This is a genomic window from Actinoplanes sp. NPDC051475, from assembly GCF_040689425.1.
GTDB lineage: Bacteria > Actinomycetota > Actinomycetes > Mycobacteriales > Micromonosporaceae > Actinoplanes.
Genome location: NZ_JBFAZZ010000010.1, coordinates 93,634 through 112,864, shown reverse-complemented (window position 1 = coordinate 112,864; position 19,231 = coordinate 93,634). Strand labels below are relative to the sequence as shown.

At 70.0% G+C, this 19,231-nt stretch carries 19 protein-coding genes; all 19 read left to right on the top strand.

The window, feature by feature from the left end:
- Nucleotides 1-11 precede the first annotated feature (11 nt).
- The 19 genes from AB0368_RS21340 (at nucleotide 12) to AB0368_RS21250 (ending at nucleotide 19,229) form a co-directional block, all read left to right on the top strand.
- Complete coding sequence (locus tag AB0368_RS21340; protein ID WP_366155654.1) at nucleotides 12-1,319, top strand: FliI/YscN family ATPase; 1,308 nt, start codon at nucleotides 12-14, stop codon at nucleotides 1,317-1,319.
- Nucleotides 1,320-1,547: 228 nt separating this feature from the next.
- Entirely contained in the window at nucleotides 1,548-2,231 is a 684-nt protein-coding gene (locus AB0368_RS21335; protein ID WP_366155653.1) for a DUF4231 domain-containing protein, read from the top strand.
- A gap of 133 nt (nucleotides 2,232-2,364) precedes the next feature.
- A complete protein-coding gene (locus AB0368_RS21330) occupies nucleotides 2,365-3,066 on the top strand; it encodes a hypothetical protein (protein WP_366155652.1) in 702 nt (233 codons plus the stop codon).
- 17 nt (nucleotides 3,067-3,083) lie between these two features.
- Nucleotides 3,084-4,028, top strand: coding sequence for a transglycosylase SLT domain-containing protein (locus AB0368_RS21325; protein ID WP_366155651.1), 945 nt, complete (start codon nucleotides 3,084-3,086; stop codon nucleotides 4,026-4,028).
- A gap of 26 nt (nucleotides 4,029-4,054) precedes the next feature.
- Nucleotides 4,055-5,983: a flagellar hook-length control protein FliK gene (locus tag AB0368_RS21320; RefSeq protein WP_366155650.1), complete on the top strand. Its 1,929-nt coding sequence runs from the start codon at nucleotides 4,055-4,057 to the stop codon at nucleotides 5,981-5,983.
- 96 nt (nucleotides 5,984-6,079) lie between these two features.
- Entirely contained in the window at nucleotides 6,080-6,601 is a 522-nt protein-coding gene (locus AB0368_RS21315; protein WP_366155649.1) for a flagellar hook capping FlgD N-terminal domain-containing protein, read from the top strand.
- A 3-nt stretch (nucleotides 6,602-6,604) separates the two neighbouring features.
- A complete protein-coding gene (locus AB0368_RS21310; protein WP_366155648.1) occupies nucleotides 6,605-7,822 on the top strand; it encodes a flagellar hook protein FlgE in 1,218 nt (405 codons plus the stop codon).
- A gap of 186 nt (nucleotides 7,823-8,008) precedes the next feature.
- Nucleotides 8,009-8,296 (top strand): flagellar FlbD family protein, encoded by a 288-nt coding sequence (locus AB0368_RS21305; protein WP_366155647.1) that lies wholly within the window; start codon nucleotides 8,009-8,011, stop codon nucleotides 8,294-8,296.
- Nucleotides 8,296-9,087, top strand: coding sequence for a motility protein A (locus tag AB0368_RS21300; protein ID WP_366155646.1), 792 nt, complete (start codon nucleotides 8,296-8,298; stop codon nucleotides 9,085-9,087). Before AB0368_RS21305 ends, AB0368_RS21300 begins: the two co-directional genes overlap by 1 nt.
- Before the next feature lie 2 nt (nucleotides 9,088-9,089).
- On the top strand, nucleotides 9,090-10,103 hold the full coding sequence (locus AB0368_RS21295; protein ID WP_366155645.1) for a flagellar motor protein MotB: 1,014 nt from the start codon (nucleotides 9,090-9,092) through the stop codon (nucleotides 10,101-10,103).
- 19 nt (nucleotides 10,104-10,122) lie between these two features.
- Nucleotides 10,123-10,584, top strand: a complete 462-nt coding sequence (locus tag AB0368_RS21290; protein ID WP_366155644.1) for a flagellar basal body-associated FliL family protein — start codon at nucleotides 10,123-10,125, stop codon at nucleotides 10,582-10,584.
- 120 nt (nucleotides 10,585-10,704) lie between these two features.
- Nucleotides 10,705-11,628: a flagellar motor switch protein FliM gene (locus AB0368_RS21285; protein ID WP_366155848.1), complete on the top strand. Its 924-nt coding sequence runs from the start codon at nucleotides 10,705-10,707 to the stop codon at nucleotides 11,626-11,628.
- On the top strand, nucleotides 11,625-12,377 hold the full coding sequence (gene fliN / locus AB0368_RS21280; protein ID WP_366155643.1) for a flagellar motor switch protein FliN: 753 nt from the start codon (nucleotides 11,625-11,627) through the stop codon (nucleotides 12,375-12,377). The genes AB0368_RS21285 and fliN overlap by 4 nt, the downstream gene beginning before the upstream one ends.
- 2 nt (nucleotides 12,378-12,379) lie before the next feature.
- A complete protein-coding gene (gene fliO / locus AB0368_RS21275) occupies nucleotides 12,380-12,814 on the top strand; it encodes a flagellar biosynthetic protein FliO (protein WP_366155642.1) in 435 nt (144 codons plus the stop codon).
- A 70-nt stretch (nucleotides 12,815-12,884) separates the two neighbouring features.
- Nucleotides 12,885-13,700, top strand: coding sequence for a flagellar type III secretion system pore protein FliP (fliP, locus tag AB0368_RS21270; RefSeq protein ID WP_366155641.1), 816 nt, complete (start codon nucleotides 12,885-12,887; stop codon nucleotides 13,698-13,700).
- Complete coding sequence (gene fliR, locus AB0368_RS21265) at nucleotides 13,697-14,464, top strand: flagellar biosynthetic protein FliR (RefSeq protein ID WP_366155640.1); 768 nt, start codon at nucleotides 13,697-13,699, stop codon at nucleotides 14,462-14,464. The genes fliP and fliR overlap by 4 nt, the downstream gene beginning before the upstream one ends.
- 3 nt (nucleotides 14,465-14,467) lie before the next feature.
- On the top strand, nucleotides 14,468-15,559 hold the full coding sequence (locus AB0368_RS21260) for an EscU/YscU/HrcU family type III secretion system export apparatus switch protein (RefSeq protein ID WP_366155639.1): 1,092 nt from the start codon (nucleotides 14,468-14,470) through the stop codon (nucleotides 15,557-15,559).
- Nucleotides 15,560-15,628: 69 nt separating this feature from the next.
- Nucleotides 15,629-17,674: a flagellar biosynthesis protein FlhA gene (locus AB0368_RS21255; protein ID WP_366155638.1), complete on the top strand. Its 2,046-nt coding sequence runs from the start codon at nucleotides 15,629-15,631 to the stop codon at nucleotides 17,672-17,674.
- The gene (locus AB0368_RS21250) at nucleotides 17,652-19,229 is read left to right on the top strand and encodes a hypothetical protein (protein WP_366155637.1); all 1,578 of its coding nucleotides are present in this window, start codon (nucleotides 17,652-17,654) and stop codon (nucleotides 19,227-19,229) included. Before AB0368_RS21255 ends, AB0368_RS21250 begins: the two co-directional genes overlap by 23 nt.
- The last annotated feature ends 2 nt before the right edge of the window (nucleotides 19,230-19,231 follow it).

The window sequence follows — 19,231 nt, the reverse complement described above, 5'->3', positions numbered from 1 at the left end:
AGTCCCCACCGGTGACCGACGTCTTCCGCAACCGCATCAACGCCGCCCTCACCGCCGCCCAGCCACTCACCCGCGGCAAGGTGACCGGCGCCGTCGGCTTGCGGGTCACGGTCAGCGGGCTGGACGCCCGCGTCGGCGACCTGCTCCAGATCGGCGAGGGCGACGAGACGGTTTTCGCGGAGGTCGCCGCCCTCGACGGCGAACGCCTCTCCTGCCTGCCGCTGGGCCCCATCGCGGGCCTCGGCACCGGCAGCCCGGTGGTCTCGACCGGTGGCCCGCTGCGCATCGCGGTCGGCCCCGACCTGCGCGGCCGGATCCTGGACGGGCTGGGCCGCCCCATGGACGGCGGCCCGCCGCTGCGAGGCGACCTGGTCAGCGTCGACGCGGCGCCGCCGTCGGCGATGGAACGCCAGCTCGTCGACGCGCCGATGCCGCTGGGCGTACGGGTGCTCGACACCCTCGTACCGTGCGGCCGCGGCCAGCGCATCGGCATCTTCGCCGGGTCCGGCGTCGGCAAGAGCACCCTCCTGTCGATGATCACCCGGGGCACCACCGCGGAACTGAACGTCGTGGCCCTGGTCGGCGAGCGCGGCCGCGAGGTCCGCGAGTTCATCGAGCACGACCTGGGACCGGAGGGCCTGGCCCGCTCGGTGGTGGTGATCGCCACCTCGGACACCCCACCCCTGGTCCGGCTGCGGGCCCCGCTGGTCGCGACCCGCATCGCCGAACACTTCCGCGACGAGGGTCAGGACGTCCTGATGCTGATGGACAGCGTGACCCGGGCGGCGATGGCCCAGCGCGAGGTCGGCCTGTCGGTCGGCGAACCCCCGGCCACCCGCGGCTACCCGCCGTCGGTCTTCGCCATGCTGGCATCGCTGCTGGAACGAGCCGGCCCGGGCGCCCGCGGCAGCATCACCGGCCTCTACACGGTCCTGGTAGAGGGCGACGACCACAACGAACCGATCGCCGACGCCGCCCGCTCGATCCTCGACGGCCACATCGTCCTGGACCGCAAGCTGGCCACGGCCGGGCACTTCCCGAGCATCCAATCCCTCGACTCCATCTCCCGCGTGGCCAACAGGATCACCACCCCGGAGCAGCGCAGCGACGCGACCGAACTGCGCCGCATGATGGCCGCTTACCGCGAGATCCGCGAGCTGGTCGAGATCGGCGCCTATGTGCCGGGCACGAACCCGGATGCGGACCGCGCGACGGCGATCTGGCCGCAGATCACCGCGTTCCTGCGGCAGGGCCTGGATGAGCAGGTCACCGCGGATCAGGCTTGGGCGCAGCTGCGCGAGCTGATCGCGAGTTCCTGACCTTTTCAGGTACGGCCACAGCATAGCCGGCGTGACACAGCGGGCGCCTCGGCAACGAAAAGCATTCCCGTCGCCGTAGGTCACTTCTTTAACGCCGGGCTCACGAGCCCCGACGATGCGAGGACCTGCGGAATCGAGAGCACCGGAGTAAGCGATACGACCACCTTTCGGCGGTAGGATCGGCGGGCGCATCGTTCCGGTACCGAGAGTCGACCTTGGCGGTGAGAGATGGGGATCCGCTTACCTATCCTCTTCCGTGCCTCCCGGTGGCTACGAATTGACGTCAGCAAGGACGATGTCGGGTACCGCCGCTGCGCACGATACGAAGAACTCATCGTCACGCTGGAGGAAATGTACCCAGCGGCCGAGCAGGTTGCATACATAAGAACTCGGTGGGGTGATCGAACTGCCAAGGCAGAGGCGATCGCCAGGAGAAACAAGGCGTGGTACTACTGGCTGCGGGGATCATTCGTCTGCTTCGCGGCCCTTGCGCCTCCCGCGTCCGCCGGGTCCGCGTTCATCGGCGATTACCCGGCCATCGGAGGGTTGGCGGTCTTCATCAGCGTCATGGTCGTCATAATCGCCGCAGCAATAGAGCTTCGCAAGCCCGGTGAGCGATGGCGCTTGTACCAAAGGTTGAGATTCGATTTGGAAGCCGTCGGCTGGGCACTTGCCGAGAGTCGGCCTCCGGCACCGAGAGCTGCCAGTCGACGGAAGTTTCAACGGTTCGTCGATCAAACGGAACACCTGATGAGTCGATTCGGAAAAGACTATATCGCACAAATATCTGTCATCTCCGCGAGCGACTACGAATCGCGACACCAGGACAGGAGTACGCCGGCGATGCGCCGGAGGAGCGATCTCCCAAGTGGCGCATCAGCCAGGCTGGTGGCTCTGATAAGGCGCATCTGAAGACTTTCGCGTGGGTGTCGGCGTCCCGCCGCTCCGAGCCGATGGCGCCCTGCCGGGTGCAGGTCGGGTGCAGGGGCTCAGCGGACTTCCGGACAGGCCGACCGGACCAGTGAGAGTTCTTTTGGGAGGTCCCGTGAATCGCCTGTTCCGGCTCGGCCCCGTGCTGCGCGCCCGCAAGGCTCAGGAGGATGCCGCTCGCGGTGCGGTGAACCAGTCCCGCCAGGAGATCCGGGATGCCCAGGCAATGGTCAAACGCCGGCAGCTCGAGCTGACCGGTGCGGACGCGCCGTCCGAGGGCACCGCGCGGGCCATGGTCGCTTCGCTGGTCGCCCGGCAATCCATGGCCGCCACCCTGTCCGGCGCGCACCGGATGGTCGTCGACGCCGAGGACCGTACCCGCGACAAGGAGGCCGACCTGGCCGTCGCCGCGCGGCGCCGACGGGCGGTGGAGATGCTCGCCGAGCGGCACGCGGAGACCGTACGCCGGCACGACCTTGCCGTGGAGCAGGTGGCCCTGGACGAGATCGCGGTGACGTCGAAGGCCCGCAACGCCGCCCGGGGCGTCGACGCGACCATGGAGGAACGGGCCAGCTCCCTGCGGCACGGCGCCGGCACGATCGCGGACCGCCGCCGGTCCGCCGCCGCGCGGGAGGACGCCGCGCGGGACACCGCGAACTCGGTCGCCGCCCAGCGCCCGCTGATCGAGCTCGCGGACGCCCGGCAGGTCATCGAGGCCGCCCGCGCCCAGTTGTCGCTTGCCGCTAAGCGCTCCCCCGAACCCGCCGAACTCGAGGACGAAAGCAACGCCGACGACGACCACGGGAGCCGCGCATGATGGGTGTTCAGGGTGTTATGTCCCGCATCTCCGAGCTGCAGACGCAGCTGGGAGGCGCCCCTGCCACCACCGCCGCTTCCGGCACAGCGTTCGCCAGCGCCCTCGCCGACGCCACAGGCACCAGCTCCTCGGGCGTCACGGGGCAGGCGGTGGTCGACGCCGCCAAGAAGTACCTCGGCACCAAGTACGTCTTCGGCAGCACCGACCCGGCGAAGGGCCTCGACTGCTCCGCGCTGGTGCAGCGGGCGTACAAGGATCTCGGCATCGATCTGCCCCGGACGTCCGGGGAGCAGGCGCGGGCCGGCACGAAGGTGGACAGCCTCGCCCAGGCCAAGCCGGGTGACATCCTCGCCTTCGACTCACCCGTCGACCACGTCGCCATCTACCTCGGCAACAACAAGATGATCGCGGCGCCGAAGCCCGGCGACCACGTCAAGATCCAGTCGGTGTACGAAACCCCGACGCACATCCGGCGCGTGGTCGGCACAGCCGACGCCACCGCTGCGACCGGCGCGACCGCCGGGACCGCTGGGGCTGCCGCGGTGCGCCCGGCCAGCCTGCAGAGCGGCTCGTCGCTCGCGGGCGTCCCGTACGCGGACATGTTCATGAAGGCCGGCGCCAAGTACGGCGTCTCGCCGAAGCTGCTCGCCGCGGTCGCCAAGGTCGAGTCCGGCTACAACCCGAAGGCGGTCAGCAAGGTGGGCGCGCAGGGGCTCATGCAGCTCATGCCGGCCACTGCCCGCGGGCTCGGCGTGCACAACTCGTTCGACCCGCAGCAGGCCATCAACGGCGCCGCCAAGCTGCTCTCCAGCCACCTGAAGGAGTTCAAGTCGCTGCCGCTGGCGCTCGCGGCGTACAACGCGGGCGGCGGCAACGTGCACAAGTACGGCGGCATCCCGCCGTTCGCCGAGACCCAGGCGTACGTGCCGAAGGTTCAGAAGGCCCTGGCCGGCCTCGGCTGAGGCGGCTCGGCGACGAGGAGGCACCCATGACCAGCTCCGTCACCGGTCCCGACCGCAAACCAGCGGTCGACGCCGGGCGCCGTACGACCACCGGCTCCGACGACGGTGGCGAGGCCTTCGGCTCGGCCCTGTCCGCCGAGCTCGAGCGCGCGCCCGAAGAGCGTTCGCGCAGCGCGTCGGCAGCACGCGAGCGCGCCGTGGACAACCGTGCCGCCGGAACCCGCGAACGCTCCGACCGGGCGCTGGAAACCCGTGACCGCGCCGCGGAGAACCGCGACCGTTTCGCCGAACAGCAGCGCCTGTCGCAGGCCAGGGCCGCCGCACGCCGGACGACGGCCCAGCGGCCCCCGGCGAGCCGCCCCGAGAGCCGCCCCGAGAGCCGCCCGGAGAGCACCCGCCCCGAGGGGAAGAGGCCGGAGACCGGCCGTCCCGAGGTGCGCAAGCCCGGGCCGGCCCGCTCGGCGGCCCGGAGCCCGGAAAGCAGCCAGGCCTCATCGGACGACGCGGCATCGGTGCAGGAGACCGAAACCACCCCGGTCCCGGACGAGCGCGAGGCGCCCACCGCGGCCCCCACGACACCCGTGAACCCCTCCTTCCTCGTCGCCGGCGCGACGACGCCCACGACACCGGCAGCAGGAACGCCCGACACCGCCACCCCGGCGGCGTCCGGCCAGGTCGCCCGGGCGGCGAAGGCGACCACCGCCGTACCCGCAGCACCCGCCGCACCGGTTCCGCCGACGGGTGCCCCGCAGGTAGCGCCCGGGGCGCAGGCAGCCGCTGCGACGCCCGGCATCCCGATCGCGACGGACGGCGCGGCACAGGCACTGGCCCCCGCGGCCGACGCAGCGCCCACGCAGGCACCGCCGGGGCAGCTCCCGCCCGCGACGTCACAGACCACCCCGGCCGGGCAGACCGCCGCCGCGCCGGGCACCGACGCTCCGGCGGCCGGCGCCCCGGCCGGCACGGGCCCCGCCTTGTCAGCGCCTGCCCCGACGCAGCAGCCCACGCAGACTGCGGAAGGAACGAGCCCCGCGACCGCGGCACCGGCTCCCGGCGCACCGGTCGCAACAGCCCCGGCAGCCCCGGCCAGTACGGACACCACAGTGGCCGCAAGCACGGACACCACAGTGGTCGCACCGACCACGGAGGCAACTGCAGCAGCCGCAGCCACTCCCGCAACTGGCGCTGCGGAAGCAGGCGCTACGGCGACGGTCGACCGTACCGATGCACCGGCAGCCGGCACCGACTCAGGTCCCGCCACCACCGATCAGGCCGCGACCACCGGCGCGCAGACCGGCGGGGACACCGCCGACGCCGGCACGGGTGGCCAGGGCGGAAACACCGGCGGCCAGGACGGCACCGGCGCTTTTGCTCCACCTGCGAGCCAGAACCCGACGGCCACCCAGGACGTACCGGCGACCCTCGCCGGCATCGCCCCGGCCGGACCGGTGGGACCCGCCGCACCGGCGGCTCCGGTCGCCAACGCCGCGCCGCCGGCGGCGCCCCCGCTGCCGGGGCCCGTGGCGATGCAGCTCGCCACCCGGATCACGCCGCTGCGCCTGGACGCCGACGGTGTGCACCGGCTCACCATCAACCTGCACCCGGTCGACCTCGGTCCGGTGCAGATCATCGCGGAGATCCGCAACGGCGAGATCAACGTGCAGCTGGCGAGCTCGACCGACGCCGGGCACGAGTCACTGCGGGACGCGATGGACGATCTGCGCCGGGAGTTGCAGCAGTCCGGTTTCGGCAACACCACGCTGGATCTGCGGCAGAGCACGGGCCAGGACCAGGCACGGCAGCAGTTCGCCTTCATGAACGACGGCGGCGGGAACGGCAACGGGGGGAACGGCGACGGGCGGACCGGAAACGGTTCGGCGGCCGAACCGGCCGAGACCGCCCCACCGGTCCCTTCCCGTCCCGCCGACAACAGCCGTTTGGACGTCCAGGCTTAAGCTCCGAAACCTCGAAAATTGGGGCTAAGCGATTCCGCGAGTCCGCCGAACCTGAGTGCGAGGGTCACCCACCGAAGGTTCAGGAGGACCGATCGTATGACTTCCCCGATCAATGGTTTCGTGAGCAACGCGTACGACGACAAGAGCGCCGGCTCGACGTCGATGTACACCAACAAGACCAAGGTCGACGCGGGCAGCAAGTCGGTCGCCGACCAGGACACCTTCATGAAGCTGCTGGTGGCCCAGCTCAAGTACCAGGACCCCTCGAACCCGGCGGACTCCACCCAGTTCCTGGCGCAGACCGCCCAGTTCACCCAGGTCGAGAAGCTCGGCCAGATCGCCGACATGATGCAGGCCCAGCAGTTGATCGGCGCGAGCGCGCTGGTCGGCCGCACGGTCGCGTACCAGGACGCCAACGGCGTCAGCCAGACGGGCGTCGTCACCCGGACGAAGCTCAATGGAGACAGCGAACCGACGCTCGTGGTCGGGAACATGGATGTGCAGCTGTCAAAGGTCACGGAAGTCCAGCAGACGGCGGTCGCGCAGCCCGCGGCCGGCACCGGACAGACCGCTACCGAGAACACCGCCTCCGATTCCGCTACCACGAAGGACAACTGACCTATGCTGCGTTCCCTTTTCTCCGGCATCAGCGGCCTGCGCGCGCACCAGCAGATGATGGACGTGACCGGCAACAACATCGCGAACGTCAACACCACCGGTTACAAGTCGAGCCAGACCGTCTTCCAGGACACCCTGTCGCAGATGGTCAACGCCGCCGGTGCGCCGCAGAACCAGTCCGGTGGTACCAACCCGGCGCAGGTCGGCCTCGGCGTACGGACCGCGAGCGTCAACGCCAACTTCAGCCAGGGCGCCGCGCAGACCACCGGCAAGTCCGGCGACATGATGATCCAGGGCGACGGCTTCTTCATCGCCAAGAGCGGCGGTGAGTCGATCTACACCCGCGCCGGCTCGTTCACGTTCGACGCCAACGGCTCGCTGACCACGCCGAACGGCCAGATCGTGCAGGGCTGGAGCGCCGACGTGAAGGGCCAGGTCAACACGGCCGGCGCGCCGGCCAACATCAAGCTGCCGATCGGCATCAGCCTCGCGCCGGTGGCCACCACGTCCTTCACCCTGACCGGCAACCTCTCATTCGAGGCCGCCGTCGGTGCCACCAGCGCCAAGACGATCCCGATCCCGACGATCGACGCCAACGGGCAGTCGGGCACGCTCGAGGTGGTGCTCACCAAGGCGGCTCCGATCGCGGGCGTCGAGCAGTGGCAGATCAGCATGCCGAAGGTGGTGCCGGCCGTCCCGGCTCAGACGATCCCGTTCCCCGGCGGCAGGGCGCAGGGCACCATGGTCGGCGCGGTGGACACCGGCAAGATCACCATGAACGGCCTGGACATCGACATTCACGACCTCACCACGTACGCCGGCAACACCGAGGCCCGGGTGAGCGCGTCGGACGGTTCGGCGGCGGGCGTCCTGAGCTCGTACACGGTGTCGAACACCGGGCAGATCGTGGGCGTGTTCTCGAACGGCCTGAAGCAGACCCTCGGCCAGCTGGCCCTGGCGAACTTCAACAACGTCAACGGCCTGGAGAAGATCGGCGACTCGATGTTCCGCAGCACGGTGAACTCGGGCCTGGCCCAGGTCGGCTCCGCCGGCTCGGCCGGTCTCGGCCTCATCACCAGCGGCGCGCTGGAGATGTCGAACGTCGACCTGGCGCAGGAGTTCACCAACCTGGTCATCGCCCAGCGCGGCTTCCAGGCGAACAGCCGGATCATCACCACCTCGGACGAGATCCTCCAGGAACTCGTCAACCTCAAGCGCTGATAGCCGTACTGCCGGCGGAAGCCGGGACGGGCCACACGGCCCGCCCCGGCTTCTTCATTTCCGGCCCAGCTCGCACCCGTAAAGGAACCGGAGCGCGCTCATCAGCAACCACCGCTCCGCCGAATGGTCCAGTGACGGGCCACGGATGGCCCCACCAGCCGCTATGACGCCCCAAGGACGGATGTCGTGATCCTCGTAACCCGCCTCAACGGAGCTGTTTTCGCCCTCAACCCGGACCTGGTCGAGCGTGCCGATTGCACGCCCGACACGGTCATCACGCTGGTGGACGGCACCAAGTACGTCATCGCCGAATCCGTGCCCGAGTTCATCGACTCGGTGCGCCACTACCGCGCCTCGCTTATCGCCCAAGCGAGCCGCATCGAGGCCGAGCCGGCCTTCCTGACCCAGACCGAGGACGAGCAGGCGCCGCAGACCTCTGCGACCGTGCTGCCGCTGCACCGGAAGGACCGCTGATGGACCTCGCCACCATCATTGGTGTTGTCGTCGCCCTGGTGATCGTCTTCACCGTGCAGATCCTGGAGGGCGGCAGCCCCGCCTCCATCATCCTGATCCCCTCGATGCTGCTGGTCTTCGGCGGTGCGTTCATGGCCGGCATGGCCGGCGGCGTGATGAAGGACGCGATCGGCGTCGGCAAGCTGTTGCAGAAGGCCTTCCTGGCCAAGGTGACGCCGCCGAACAAGCTCGTCGACGACATCGTCAAGCTGGCCGAGCGGGCCCGTCGCGAGGGCCTGCTGGCGCTCGAGGACGCGGTCAAGACGGTCGAGCACCCGTTCCTGAAGCGCGGCCTGCAGCTCGCGATCGACGGCACGGACCCGGAGGAGCTGCACGACATCCTCCACGCCGAGGTCGCCGCGAAGAAGAAGGCCGACAAGGCCGGCACGAAGATCATCGAGAACATGGGCGGCTACGCGCCGACCATCGGCATCATCGGCACCGTCATGGGCCTCGTGCACGTGCTCGAGAACCTGAACAAGCCCGAGTCGCTCGGCCACTCCATCTCCGCGGCGTTCGTCGCGACGCTCTGGGGCGTTCTCTCCGCCAACCTGCTCTGGCTGCCCTTGGCGGCCCGCCTGGGCCGTCTCTCCGGCATCGAGGCCGAGGAGATGGAGCTGGTCATCGACGGTGTGCTGGCCATCCAGGCCGGCTCGAACCCGCGCCTGGTCGCGCAGAAGCTGCGCAGCCTGCTGCCGCCGGACGCCGCCAAGGCCGCCGAGGCCGCCGCCGCGAACAAGAAGGCTGCCTGATCATGAGTTCCGGGGGAGGATCGCGCCGCAAGAAGGGCGGCCACGAGGAGCACGAGGAGCACGTCAATCACGAGCGCTGGCTCGTGTCGTACGCCGACATGCTCACGCTTCTCTTCGTGCTGTTCGTCGTGCTCTACAGCATGAGCAACATCGACAAGGCCAAGTTCGCCGAGCTGGCCGCCGGCCTGTCCGAGGGCTTCGGCGCGACCAGCGCGGCGTTCCAGGGCAGCCCGGCGACCCTCGACGGCGCGGGCCAGGCGACCACGGTCGTGCCGATCGACCCGGGAATCAACCCGGGCGAGGGTGGCGACGGCACCCAGAACATGACCAAGGAGCAGAAGGAGGCCGTGGCCCGCGCGGTGCAGGCCGAGGACCGCAAGATGGCCTCGGCCAACGCGAAGGCGGCGACCAAGGAGGCGGAGAACCTCAAGGAGATCGAGCACCGGATCGCCGACGCGCTGGCCAAGGCGAAGCTGCTCAACCAGGTCAAGTTCACCATCAACGAACGCGGCCTGGTGGTCACCATCGTCACCAACGAGGTGGTCTTCGCCGGCAACCGCGCCGAGCTCAAGCAGGGCGGCAGGACGATCCTGAACGCGATCGCGCCGACGCTCGCCAAGCTGCCCAACAACATCGAGGTCGACGGCAACACCAACCAGCTCAAGGCGACGGTGACGTACTACCCGAGCGGGTGGGAACTGTCCGCCGCCCGCGCGTCGACCACGGTGCGCTACCTGGTCGGCCACGGCCTCGCCAAGGACCGGATGAGCGCGGTCGGCTTCTCCGACACCCACCCGCTCATCGACCCGAAGGACCCGCGGTCCGTCACGATGAACCGCCGGGTGGACGTCGTCGTCCTGACCACGCTCAACGCGGAGCAGGCGGCGCTGGTCCCGGCCGCCGCCGGCAACGACGCCAAGTTGCACACCGGCGAGACCACGGCCGAGGCCAACGCTAAAGCGAAGGCCGCCACGACCGAATCAAGCACCGGATCCACCCCGACCACCACCAACTGACACGACAGGAGGAGTTCCGATGGCGAAGGAAGACAAGAAGGACGGCGCGGCGGAGGCGCCGAAGAAGTCCAAGAAGCTGCTCATGATCATCGTGCTCGCCGTCGTGCTGCTCGGCGGCGGCGGCGCGGGCGCCTGGTTCATGTTCTTCAAGGGCGAGCCGGCGCAGGCCAAGGAGCCGGTCAAGGGCACGGTCGTGGCGATCGAGAACCCGCTCACGATCAACCTGGCCGACGGCCACTATCTGAAGATGGGCTTCGCCCTGCAGATGACCGAGGAGGCCGGCGAGGAGGAGGTCGACACCTCCGAGGCGCTCAACCTGGCGATCGACCAGTACACCGGCATGGCGATCGGCGAGCTGGAGACCGAGAAGGGCCGCGAGTCCGCGAAGACGGAGCTGCTCGAGAAGGTCGAGAAGGCGTACAACGTCGAGGACAAGCACCTCGTGATGGGCATCTACTTCACCTCGTTCGTCACTCAGTAGTACAGCGATTCCGGTGGGCGGGTCCGCAGCGTGCGGATCCGCCCATCACGCACATCCGGGGGCATAGCACTCCCCACGACTCAGCGGCCGCACAACCGAGCCGATGAGGACGACGTGACCATGTCTCCGACCCGCAAGATGTCCCGCCGTGGCGGGGGCACGGGACCCACGGCGTACGACTTCCGCAAGCCGATCAAGCTGTCCCGCGAGCACATCCGGACGCTGCAGATCTCCTTCGAGACGTTCGCCCGCAGCTGCGGCACCCTGCTGACCACGCGCCTGCGTACGGTCAGCAGCGTCTCGCTGATCTCGATCGAGCAGCTGACCTATGACGAGTACGTCGCCTCGCTGAACAACCCGACCGTGATCGCGGTCGTGGCGCTCGACCCGCTGCCCGGCACGGTGCTGCTGGAGATGGGCTCGTCGGCGGTGATGACCGCTATCGACCACATGCTCGGCGGCCCGGGCGGCCCCCAGCCGGAACGCCCGCTGACCGAGGTGGAGATGCCGCTGCTGCGCGGCCTGCTGGAGCGGATGCTGGGCGAGCTGCGGTACGGCTTCGAGTCGCTGATCGACATTCAGCCCAACCTGCGCGAGATCGAGTACAACGCCCAGTTCCTGCGCGCGCACCAGCCGGGCGATGCGGTGGTGGTCGCCTCGTACGAGATGAAGATCGGCACCGAGGAGTGCGTGGCCAGCATCCTCCTGCCGTTCAACACCATCCTGCCGGTGCTGGAGCGCCAGGATGCGATCGAGCTCACGCCGGCCGAGCGGCAGGTCCGGGCGACCTCGCTGCACCGCCTCACGGTGGGGCTTTCCGCGGCGCCGATTGACGTAGCTGTCCGATTCCAGCCCATCCGGATGCGTACCGATGACATCGTGGATCTACGCCCCGGAGACGTCGTGCCGCTGGGGCACGCGACCAGCGTGCCGCTCGAGGTGACCGTCAACGAGACCGTTTTCGCACATGCAGTCCCCGGTAACCAGGGCGCCCGGCTCGCCTGTCTCGTCGTGCCGCCGCCCAAGGAGGAAAAACGTCGATGACCGCTCCCACGATCACCGAGCCGCAGCTCGCGCTGGTCCGTACCGCCGCGGAGGCGGCGCTGGCGGTGCTCCCCACGAGCCGGGAGCTGACGGTCGGCGCGCCGGTCGCGGCGACCGCCGACATGCTGACCTCCGGCCAGGCGATCACCGCTAAATTCAGCGGTGCGGCCACCGGCGAGGTGGTCGTCGTGGTGGGCCAGGACCTGGCGGACGCACTCAAGGAGAGCCCGCTCGGCGAGCTGGACCTGACCGCGGCCGTACGCCCGGCGCTGGAGGCCGCCGCCCGCGCCTTCGGCCCGGTGGTGCTCGATCCGGGCCAGATCATGGAACCCGGGGTGGCGCTCAGCGCGATCGCCGCCAAGCCGGGCGCGGTCGCCTTGCCACTGCTGGACGGCGGCGATATCGGGGCCGTCCTCGCGATGACGCTCACCCCGTGGCCGGGGCTCCCGGAGCCCGGCGGGGTGGCGCGGCGCAGCGCCTCGGACGCGGCACCGCTGCGCGGCGGCCTGGACATGCTCCACGACGTCGAGATGGAGGTGTCGGCGGAGCTGGGCCGTACCCGGATGAGCGTGCGGGAGCTGCTGTCGCTGATCCCCGGCGCGATCGTCGAACTCGACCGCGCCGCCGGCAGCCCGGCCGACCTGCTGGTCAACGGCCGGCTGATCGCCCGCGGCGAGGTCGTGGTGATCGACGAGAACTTCGGCATCCGGATCACGGAGATCGTCACTCCTGGCAGCGAACGGGAGTAGACGTGTTCGAGCTCGTCCTGCGCATCGGCTTCTCCCTGCTGGTCGTCTTCGGCCTGATGTGGGGACTGGCCCGGGTCGCCCGCCGGGGCGGGATCGGCAAGCGCGGGTCGGGCAGCCTCTCGGTCCTCAACCGGCAGTCGCTCAGCCGCGGCTCGTCGGTGGCGGTCGTCCAGGTGGCGGACCGCGCGCTGATCCTCGGGGTCACCGACACGCAGATCAGCCTGCTCGGCGAGACGGAGCTCGACGCCTTCGCCCACGAACCGCATGTGTTCCCCGCGAAGCGCGACCCGATGGCCGTACCCCCGGACGACGCGCCGCCGGCGGCCCACCCGGTGGTGCTGCCGCACCACGGCGGCCGGCTCGAGGGCTCGGTCCTCTCCCCACGGACATGGACGTCGACCATCGACTTCCTGCGTGACCGGACGACGAGGCGCTGACATGGGGCGGCGTGCATCAGACAGGCCTTCAGTCCGCTTGTGGGCGGCCGCGGGGTGGCTAGCTGGGATCTTGTTTCTGGCGTTGGGCGCGCTTCTGCCCGCGGCGGCGGCCGAGGCCGCGCCTCAGCCCGCCCCGGCGGCGGTGGCGCATTACGCCCTGCCCCAAGCCCCGGGGCCCACGCCGCCCGTGGCACCGACCGTCAAACCGAGCGGCGGCTCGATCAACTTCAACATCAACGGTACGAACCCCGACGGCAGCAAACCGGCCACCTCCCTGGTCATCATGCTGGGCCTCACCCTGCTGTCGGTGGCGCCGGCGGTGCTGCTGCTCTGCACGTGCTTCACCAAGGTGTTCATGGTGCTCGGGGTCACCCGCAACGCGCTGGGGCTGACCAGCATGCCGCCGAACCAGGTCCTGGCCGGGCTGGCGCTGTTCATCAGCCTGTTCATCATGGCGCCGGTGCTCACCCAGGTGAACGAACAGGGCGTGCAGCCCTACCTGGCCGGCGACAAGAGCCAGTCGCAGGCGTTCCGCGACGGCGTGCAACCGCTGCGCGACTTCATGCTCAAGAACACCCGCGAGGACGAGCTGGCCCTGCTGATCAAGGTGTCCGGGCAGCCCAAGCCGGCGACCAAGGACGACGTGGAGCTGACCACGCTGATCCCCTCGTTCGTCCTGTCCGAGCTGCGCGCGGCCTTCATCATCGGGTTCGTCATCTTCATCCCGTTCCTCATCATCGACATGGTGGTCTCCGCGTCGCTGATGTCGCTGGGCATGATGATGTTACCGCCGGTAACAGTGGCGATGCCGTTCAAGCTCCTGCTGTTCGTGCTGGTGAACGGCTGGGGGCTGATCATCACGGCGCTCGTGGGCTCGTACAAATGAACCCCGACGTCGCCATCGGGGAGCTGGTCGCGATCTTCCTCGGCGCGACCCGGGCCGGCGCGTGGCTCTGGCTCTGCCCGCCCTTCAACTCGAAGCTCATCCCCAGCCAGATCAAGGTGCTGCTCTCGGTGGGTATCGCGCTGCCGATGATGCCGCACCTGACCAAGAGCGTGCCGTCCATCGAGACCTCGGCGATCATCGCCGCCGGCGCCCTGCAGATCTTCGTCGGGGCCGCGCTGGGCTTCATCACCTACCTGTTCTTCGCCGCGATCCAGGCGGCCGGCGACATGATCGACGTCTTCGGCGGCTTCACCCTGGCCACCGCGTACGACCCGCTGTCGCAGAACCAGAGCTCGATCTTCGGCCGCTTCTACAACCTCGTCGCGGCGACCCTGCTGTTCGCCAGCGACGGCCACCAGCTGGTGCTCCGCGGTTTCATGGAGTCCTACAAGACGATGCCGCTGAACGCGAGCTTCTCCATGGCGACCTTCAACCGGCTGCTGACCGAGGGCATCGGCGAGATGTTCGTCTCCGCGATCCAGATCGCCGGGCCGCTGATCGCCGTCCTGTTCCTCACCGATGTCGCCTTCGGCCTGCTCAACCGGGTGGCGCCCGCGCTCAACGCGTTCCAGCTGGGCTTCCCGGCGAAGATCTTCCTGGTGCTGACCCTGTCCGGTACGGCGATCGCCATCCTGCCCCGCGCTCTTGACGGCCTGATCGACGAGGCGGTCAGCGCGGTCGTCCACCTCACCGGCGGGGGGTGAGCGGTGTCCGGGGAGAAGACCGAACAACCGACAGCGCAGAAACTGAAGAAGGCCAAGCAGGAGGGCCAGATCGGCCGCAGCCAGGACGTGGGCGCATGGTTCGGGATGCTGGCCGCGAGCGTCATGCTGCCGCGGACGCTGAAGTCGACGATGAGCCACTCCCAGGAGCTGATGACCAAGATCCCGGAGATCATCGCCGACCCGGACCCCCAGATCGCGCTCGGCATCATGAAGGACGGCCTGATGAGCGCGGCCTGGGCGGTCCTCCCCCTGGCCTTGACGATGATGGCGGTCGGGATCGCGGCGGCGGGGGCGCAGGGCGGCATCCGGGTCGCCACCAAGCTCTTCATGCCGAAGTTCAAACGGCTCAACCCGCTGCCCGGCATCAAGAAGATGTTCGGGCCGCAGTCCCTCTGGGAGGGCACCAAGGCGCTGATCAAGACCGCGGTCCTGGGCGGCGTGCTCTACATGACGATGAAGGACATCGTCCCGTTGCTCATGACCGCCGGACGCCTGCAGATCGGCTCGCTGCTCGGGGTGGTGACCGACGCCGCTCTCGCCCTGATCCGGGCCGCGTCCCTCGCCGGGATCATCATGGCCGCGGCCGACTACTTCGTCGTGCGCCGCCGCACGAACAAGCAGCTGCGCATGTCGAAGGAGGAGGTCAAGCAGGAGTACAAGAACTCCGAGGGCGACCCGCACCTCAAGGGCCACATCCGGTCCAAGCAGATGGCGATGGCCCGAAATCGGCAGATGGCCGACGTGCCGACCGCGGACGTGGTGCTGGTGAACCCGACCCACGTGGCGGTGGCCCTGCGCTACGACCCGGAGAAGGGCGCGCCCCGCGTGCTCGCCAAGGGCCGGGGCGCGCTGGCGCAGAAGATCCGTGAGCTGGCCACCGAGCACCGCATTCCGATGGTGCAGGACGTACCGCTGGCCCGGGCGCTCGAGAAGAGCGTGGAGGTGGGGCAGGAGATCCCCGCCGAGTTCTACGGGGCGGTAGCGAAGGTCCTGGCGTTCGTGATGAGCCTGAAGTCTCGTGGGTCGGCCGCAGGTGTGCACCGCAATCCGAACCCTACCCCGGCGGCAGCATAGTCATAATCTGGGAGATTTCCTCACATCAAGGCCGACACTGCGGGACCATCAGCAGGTGGAAGGGGGGCCGTGAGGGACCTGAAGCTGAGCAAGTTCGCCGTGCCCTTCGGGGTCATCGGCATCATCGTCATGATGGTCGTGCCGCTGCCGACCTTCCTGCTCGACCTGCTGATCGCCACGAACATCACCGGCGCCCTGCTGATCCTGATGGTCTCGATGTTCGTCCAGAAGCCCCTGGACTTCTCGGTCTTCCCGGCCCTGCTCCTGGTCATGACGCTGTTCCGGCTGGCCCTCAACATCAGCGCGACCCGCCTGGTGCTGCGCGACGGCGACGCCGGCAAGGTCATCCACGCGTTCGGCGACTTCGTCGTCGGCGGCTCGCTCGTCATCGGCCTCGTGATCTTCCTGATTCTGATCATCGTGCAGATGGTGGTCGTGACCAAGGGTGCCGAGCGCGTCGCCGAGGTCGGCGCCCGATTCACCCTCGACGCCATGCCGGGTAAGCAGATGGCGATCGACGCCGACCTCAACGCCGGCCTCATCAACGAGACCCAGGCGAAGGCGCGCCGGGCCGAGGTGGCGGCGGAGGCCGACTTTTACGGCGCCATGGACGGTGGCTCGAAGTTCGTCAAGGGCGACGCCATGGCCGCCATCATCATCACCGTCATCAACCTGGTCGGTGGCTTCACGGTCGGCATCCTTCAGCAGGGCCTCTCCCCCGCGGACGCGATGAACCAGTACAGCCTGCTGACCGTCGGCGACGGCCTGGTCTCGCAGATCCCCGCCCTGCTGCTCTCGGTGTCCACCGGTCTCATCACCACTCGCTCGGCGACCTCCGGCGACATGGGCAGCAGCGTCACGGCCCAGCTCGGGCAGAACAAGCTCGCGCTGCGGATCGCCGGCGGCGCGGCCCTCGGCCTCTGCGTCATCCCCGGCCTGCCCAAGGTGCCGTTCCTGATCATCGGCGCGACGACGATGTTCATCGCCCAGCGGATTAAGGACCCCGAGCCCGAGGCCGAGGCGGAGGCCGCCGGCGGCGAGGCGGACCGGCCCGCGCCGGACTCCCCCGAGCAGCTGCTCGGCGAGATGCGGGTGGACCCCCTCGAGCTGGCACTCTCGCCCGACCTGGTGGACCTCGTCGACACCAACGGCGGCGATTTGCTCGACCGGGTCCGGGCGCTGCGCCGCAAGATGGCCCTGGAGCTCGGCATCATCATGCCGCCCGTGCGTACCCGGGACGACCTGGACCTGCCGCTGTCGTCGTACGCGATCCGCATCTCCGGGGTCGACGCGGGCGCCGGCCAGGCACCGCCCGGCACCGTCCTGGCGATCGGCGACGGCCTGCAGGCACTGCCCGGCAGGGCGGGTGTCGAGCCGGTGTTCGGCCTCGCCGGCAAGTGGGTGCCGGCCGAGCTGCACTACCAGGCCGAGCTCTCCGGCGCGACGGTGGTGGACCGGGCCTCGGTGATCATCACCCACCTCGCCGAGATCGTCCGGCAGAACGCCAGCCGCCTGCTCGGCCGCGAGGACGTGCGGTCGCTGGCCGAGATGGTCAAGCAAACCCACCCGGTGGTCGTCGAGGAGCTGACCCCGACGCTGCTCAGCCTCGGCCAGATCCAGCGGGTCCTGCAGGCACTGCTCGACGAGGGCGTGCCCGTCCGCGACCTTGTCCGGATCTTCGAGTCGCTGTCCCTGCGCGCCAAGGTCTCGTCCGACCACGACGGCCTGGTCGAGGCCGCGCGCGCCGCGCTGGGCCCGGCCATCGCCGCCCAGTACGCCGCCAACGGCCGCCTCACCGTGATCACCCTCGAGCCGATGCTCGAGCAGGGCCTGCTCGAGTCGCTGCGACCGAGCGACACGGGCGCGTTCATGGCGATCGACGGGATGCGCGCCGAGGCGATCGTGACCGAAGCCGGGCAGCTCGTGGAGACCGCGGAGCAGTCCGGCATTACCCCGGTCCTGGCGTGCTCCCCGCAGCTGCGGCTGCCACTCATGCGTCTCCTGCGCGCCGGCTCACGCCGGGTGCAGGTGCTGTCCTACTCGGAAATCTCAGGTTCCACGGCACAGATAGAAACCATGGGGGTGGTGAACGGTGCCTACGCGGGTGCTGCTTGAGGGTCCGGCCATCGAGCCGTTGCTGGCGCAGGTGCGCGACGAGTACGGCTCCTCGGTGCGGATCATCTCGGCGGACAAGGTCCGGACCGGGGGCTTCGGCGGGTTCTTCGCCAAGCAACACTACGAGCTGTCCGTCGAGGTCCCCGACCCCGACGAACGCAACGACGCACCGGCCCGCCGGCCCATGCCGGCCGACGACGGCCCGCAGACGCTGGAGCAACTGCTGGCCCGGGCCGAGTCACGGGACCGGATCGCGTCCGGGGACCGCCCGGGGGTCGGCGACCGGGTCGCCGGACGCGACGCCGGGATGGGTGACACCGACGCCGCGGTCCTCGGCCGGGGGCTGGAGACGGGTATGCCCGCGGGCGGCCGCGGCCTGTCCGACCCGAGCTCCGCCTTCGCCGAGCTGATGGCCAACCTCGACCGGGCGGAGGCGTTCAACCGCCCGCCGCCGCGGCCGCAGGACGGCGAGCCGGAGCGGCCGGAGAGCCCGACGGTGCGGCCCTTCCGCCCGGCGCAGGCCACCGGCTCACCGGTGAACGGCGGCGCGGCCAGCGCGGCGCCCGGCCCGGTACGGCCGCTGCCGCCCGTACCGTCGCTGGCGGAGTTGATGGGTGGCCTCGGGGTGAACGACGCCCCGGCGTTCCCGACCAGCGCGGCGGCGAACCGCGCCGCGCAGAGTCCGGTGCCGCCGCGCACCGCGGCCGCCGCGGCGGCGTACGGCATCGCGCCGACCTCGCCGGCACCCGCGCCGACCTCGCTGATCGAGTCACTCGGCGGTCTCGGCCTGGGGCCCACGTCCGGGCCGCCGACCGTGGCGCACGTGACCTCCGCGCCGCCGGCACCCATCCGGCCGCACCATTTCGACACCGTGCAGCAGAACCTGATGCGGGTCGGCATGCCGGAGGAGATGGCCTCGCAGATCGTCGGCGGCGACACCTACGCCGGCGTACTCAGCGTGGTGGCCTCCCGTCCCTCGGCACCCGGGGTGCCGGACGCCCCGGGTGAGATCCTGGTCCTCGCGGGCGACCTCGACCACGCCCTGCCGATCGCCCGGCAGCTGTGCGAGCAGGCCGGCCTGGACCAGGCGCACCTGCTGCTGGGCGGGCCGACCGCGGCCGGAACCGGCATGCACTCGTCCCGGGTCCTGGGCGACCCACCGGTCGCCGCCACCAAGGCCGACAAGCTGCAGAGCGCCGACCACGCCTGGATCGTGGTCGTCGACGCGGCAGTCGGGCGTACGGACCCGATCTGGGTGAACGACATGTCCGAGGCGCTCGGGGCCACGGCGCTGTGGGCGGTCGTCGACGCCACCCGCAAGACCAGGGACACCGCCCGGCACCTGCGGGCGCTCGGTGACGTCGAGGCGCTGGTGGTGCACAACGTGGACATCACGTCGGATCCGGCCACCGTGCTGGGCCTGGACGCGCCGATCTACTCGCTCGACGGCAAGCCGGCGACGCCGCACTCCTGGGCGGCACTGCTCTGCGCCCGGATCGCCGCCGACGTGGTGCCCATGGCAGCGCTGCCCCGCCGGCCGGCCCGCCGGGGCTGACC

Coding starts and splice junctions, on each gene's coding strand:
- fliR (WP_366155640.1), top strand. CDS start 13,697: ATGAACCCCGACGTCGCCATCGGGGAGCTGGTCGCGATCTTCCTCGGC.
- AB0368_RS21310 (WP_366155648.1), top strand. CDS start 6,605: ATGCTGCGTTCCCTTTTCTCCGGCATCAGCGGCCTGCGCGCGCACCAG.
- AB0368_RS21285 (WP_366155848.1), top strand. CDS start 10,705: ATGTCTCCGACCCGCAAGATGTCCCGCCGTGGCGGGGGCACGGGACCC.
- AB0368_RS21320 (WP_366155650.1), top strand. CDS start 4,055: ATGACCAGCTCCGTCACCGGTCCCGACCGCAAACCAGCGGTCGACGCC.
- AB0368_RS21295 (WP_366155645.1), top strand. CDS start 9,090: ATGAGTTCCGGGGGAGGATCGCGCCGCAAGAAGGGCGGCCACGAGGAG.
- AB0368_RS21315 (WP_366155649.1), top strand. CDS start 6,080: ATGACTTCCCCGATCAATGGTTTCGTGAGCAACGCGTACGACGACAAG.
- AB0368_RS21325 (WP_366155651.1), top strand. CDS start 3,084: ATGTCCCGCATCTCCGAGCTGCAGACGCAGCTGGGAGGCGCCCCTGCC.
- AB0368_RS21290 (WP_366155644.1), top strand. CDS start 10,123: ATGGCGAAGGAAGACAAGAAGGACGGCGCGGCGGAGGCGCCGAAGAAG.
- AB0368_RS21335 (WP_366155653.1), top strand. CDS start 1,548: ATGGGGATCCGCTTACCTATCCTCTTCCGTGCCTCCCGGTGGCTACGA.
- AB0368_RS21300 (WP_366155646.1), top strand. CDS start 8,296: ATGGACCTCGCCACCATCATTGGTGTTGTCGTCGCCCTGGTGATCGTC.
- fliN (WP_366155643.1), top strand. CDS start 11,625: ATGACCGCTCCCACGATCACCGAGCCGCAGCTCGCGCTGGTCCGTACC.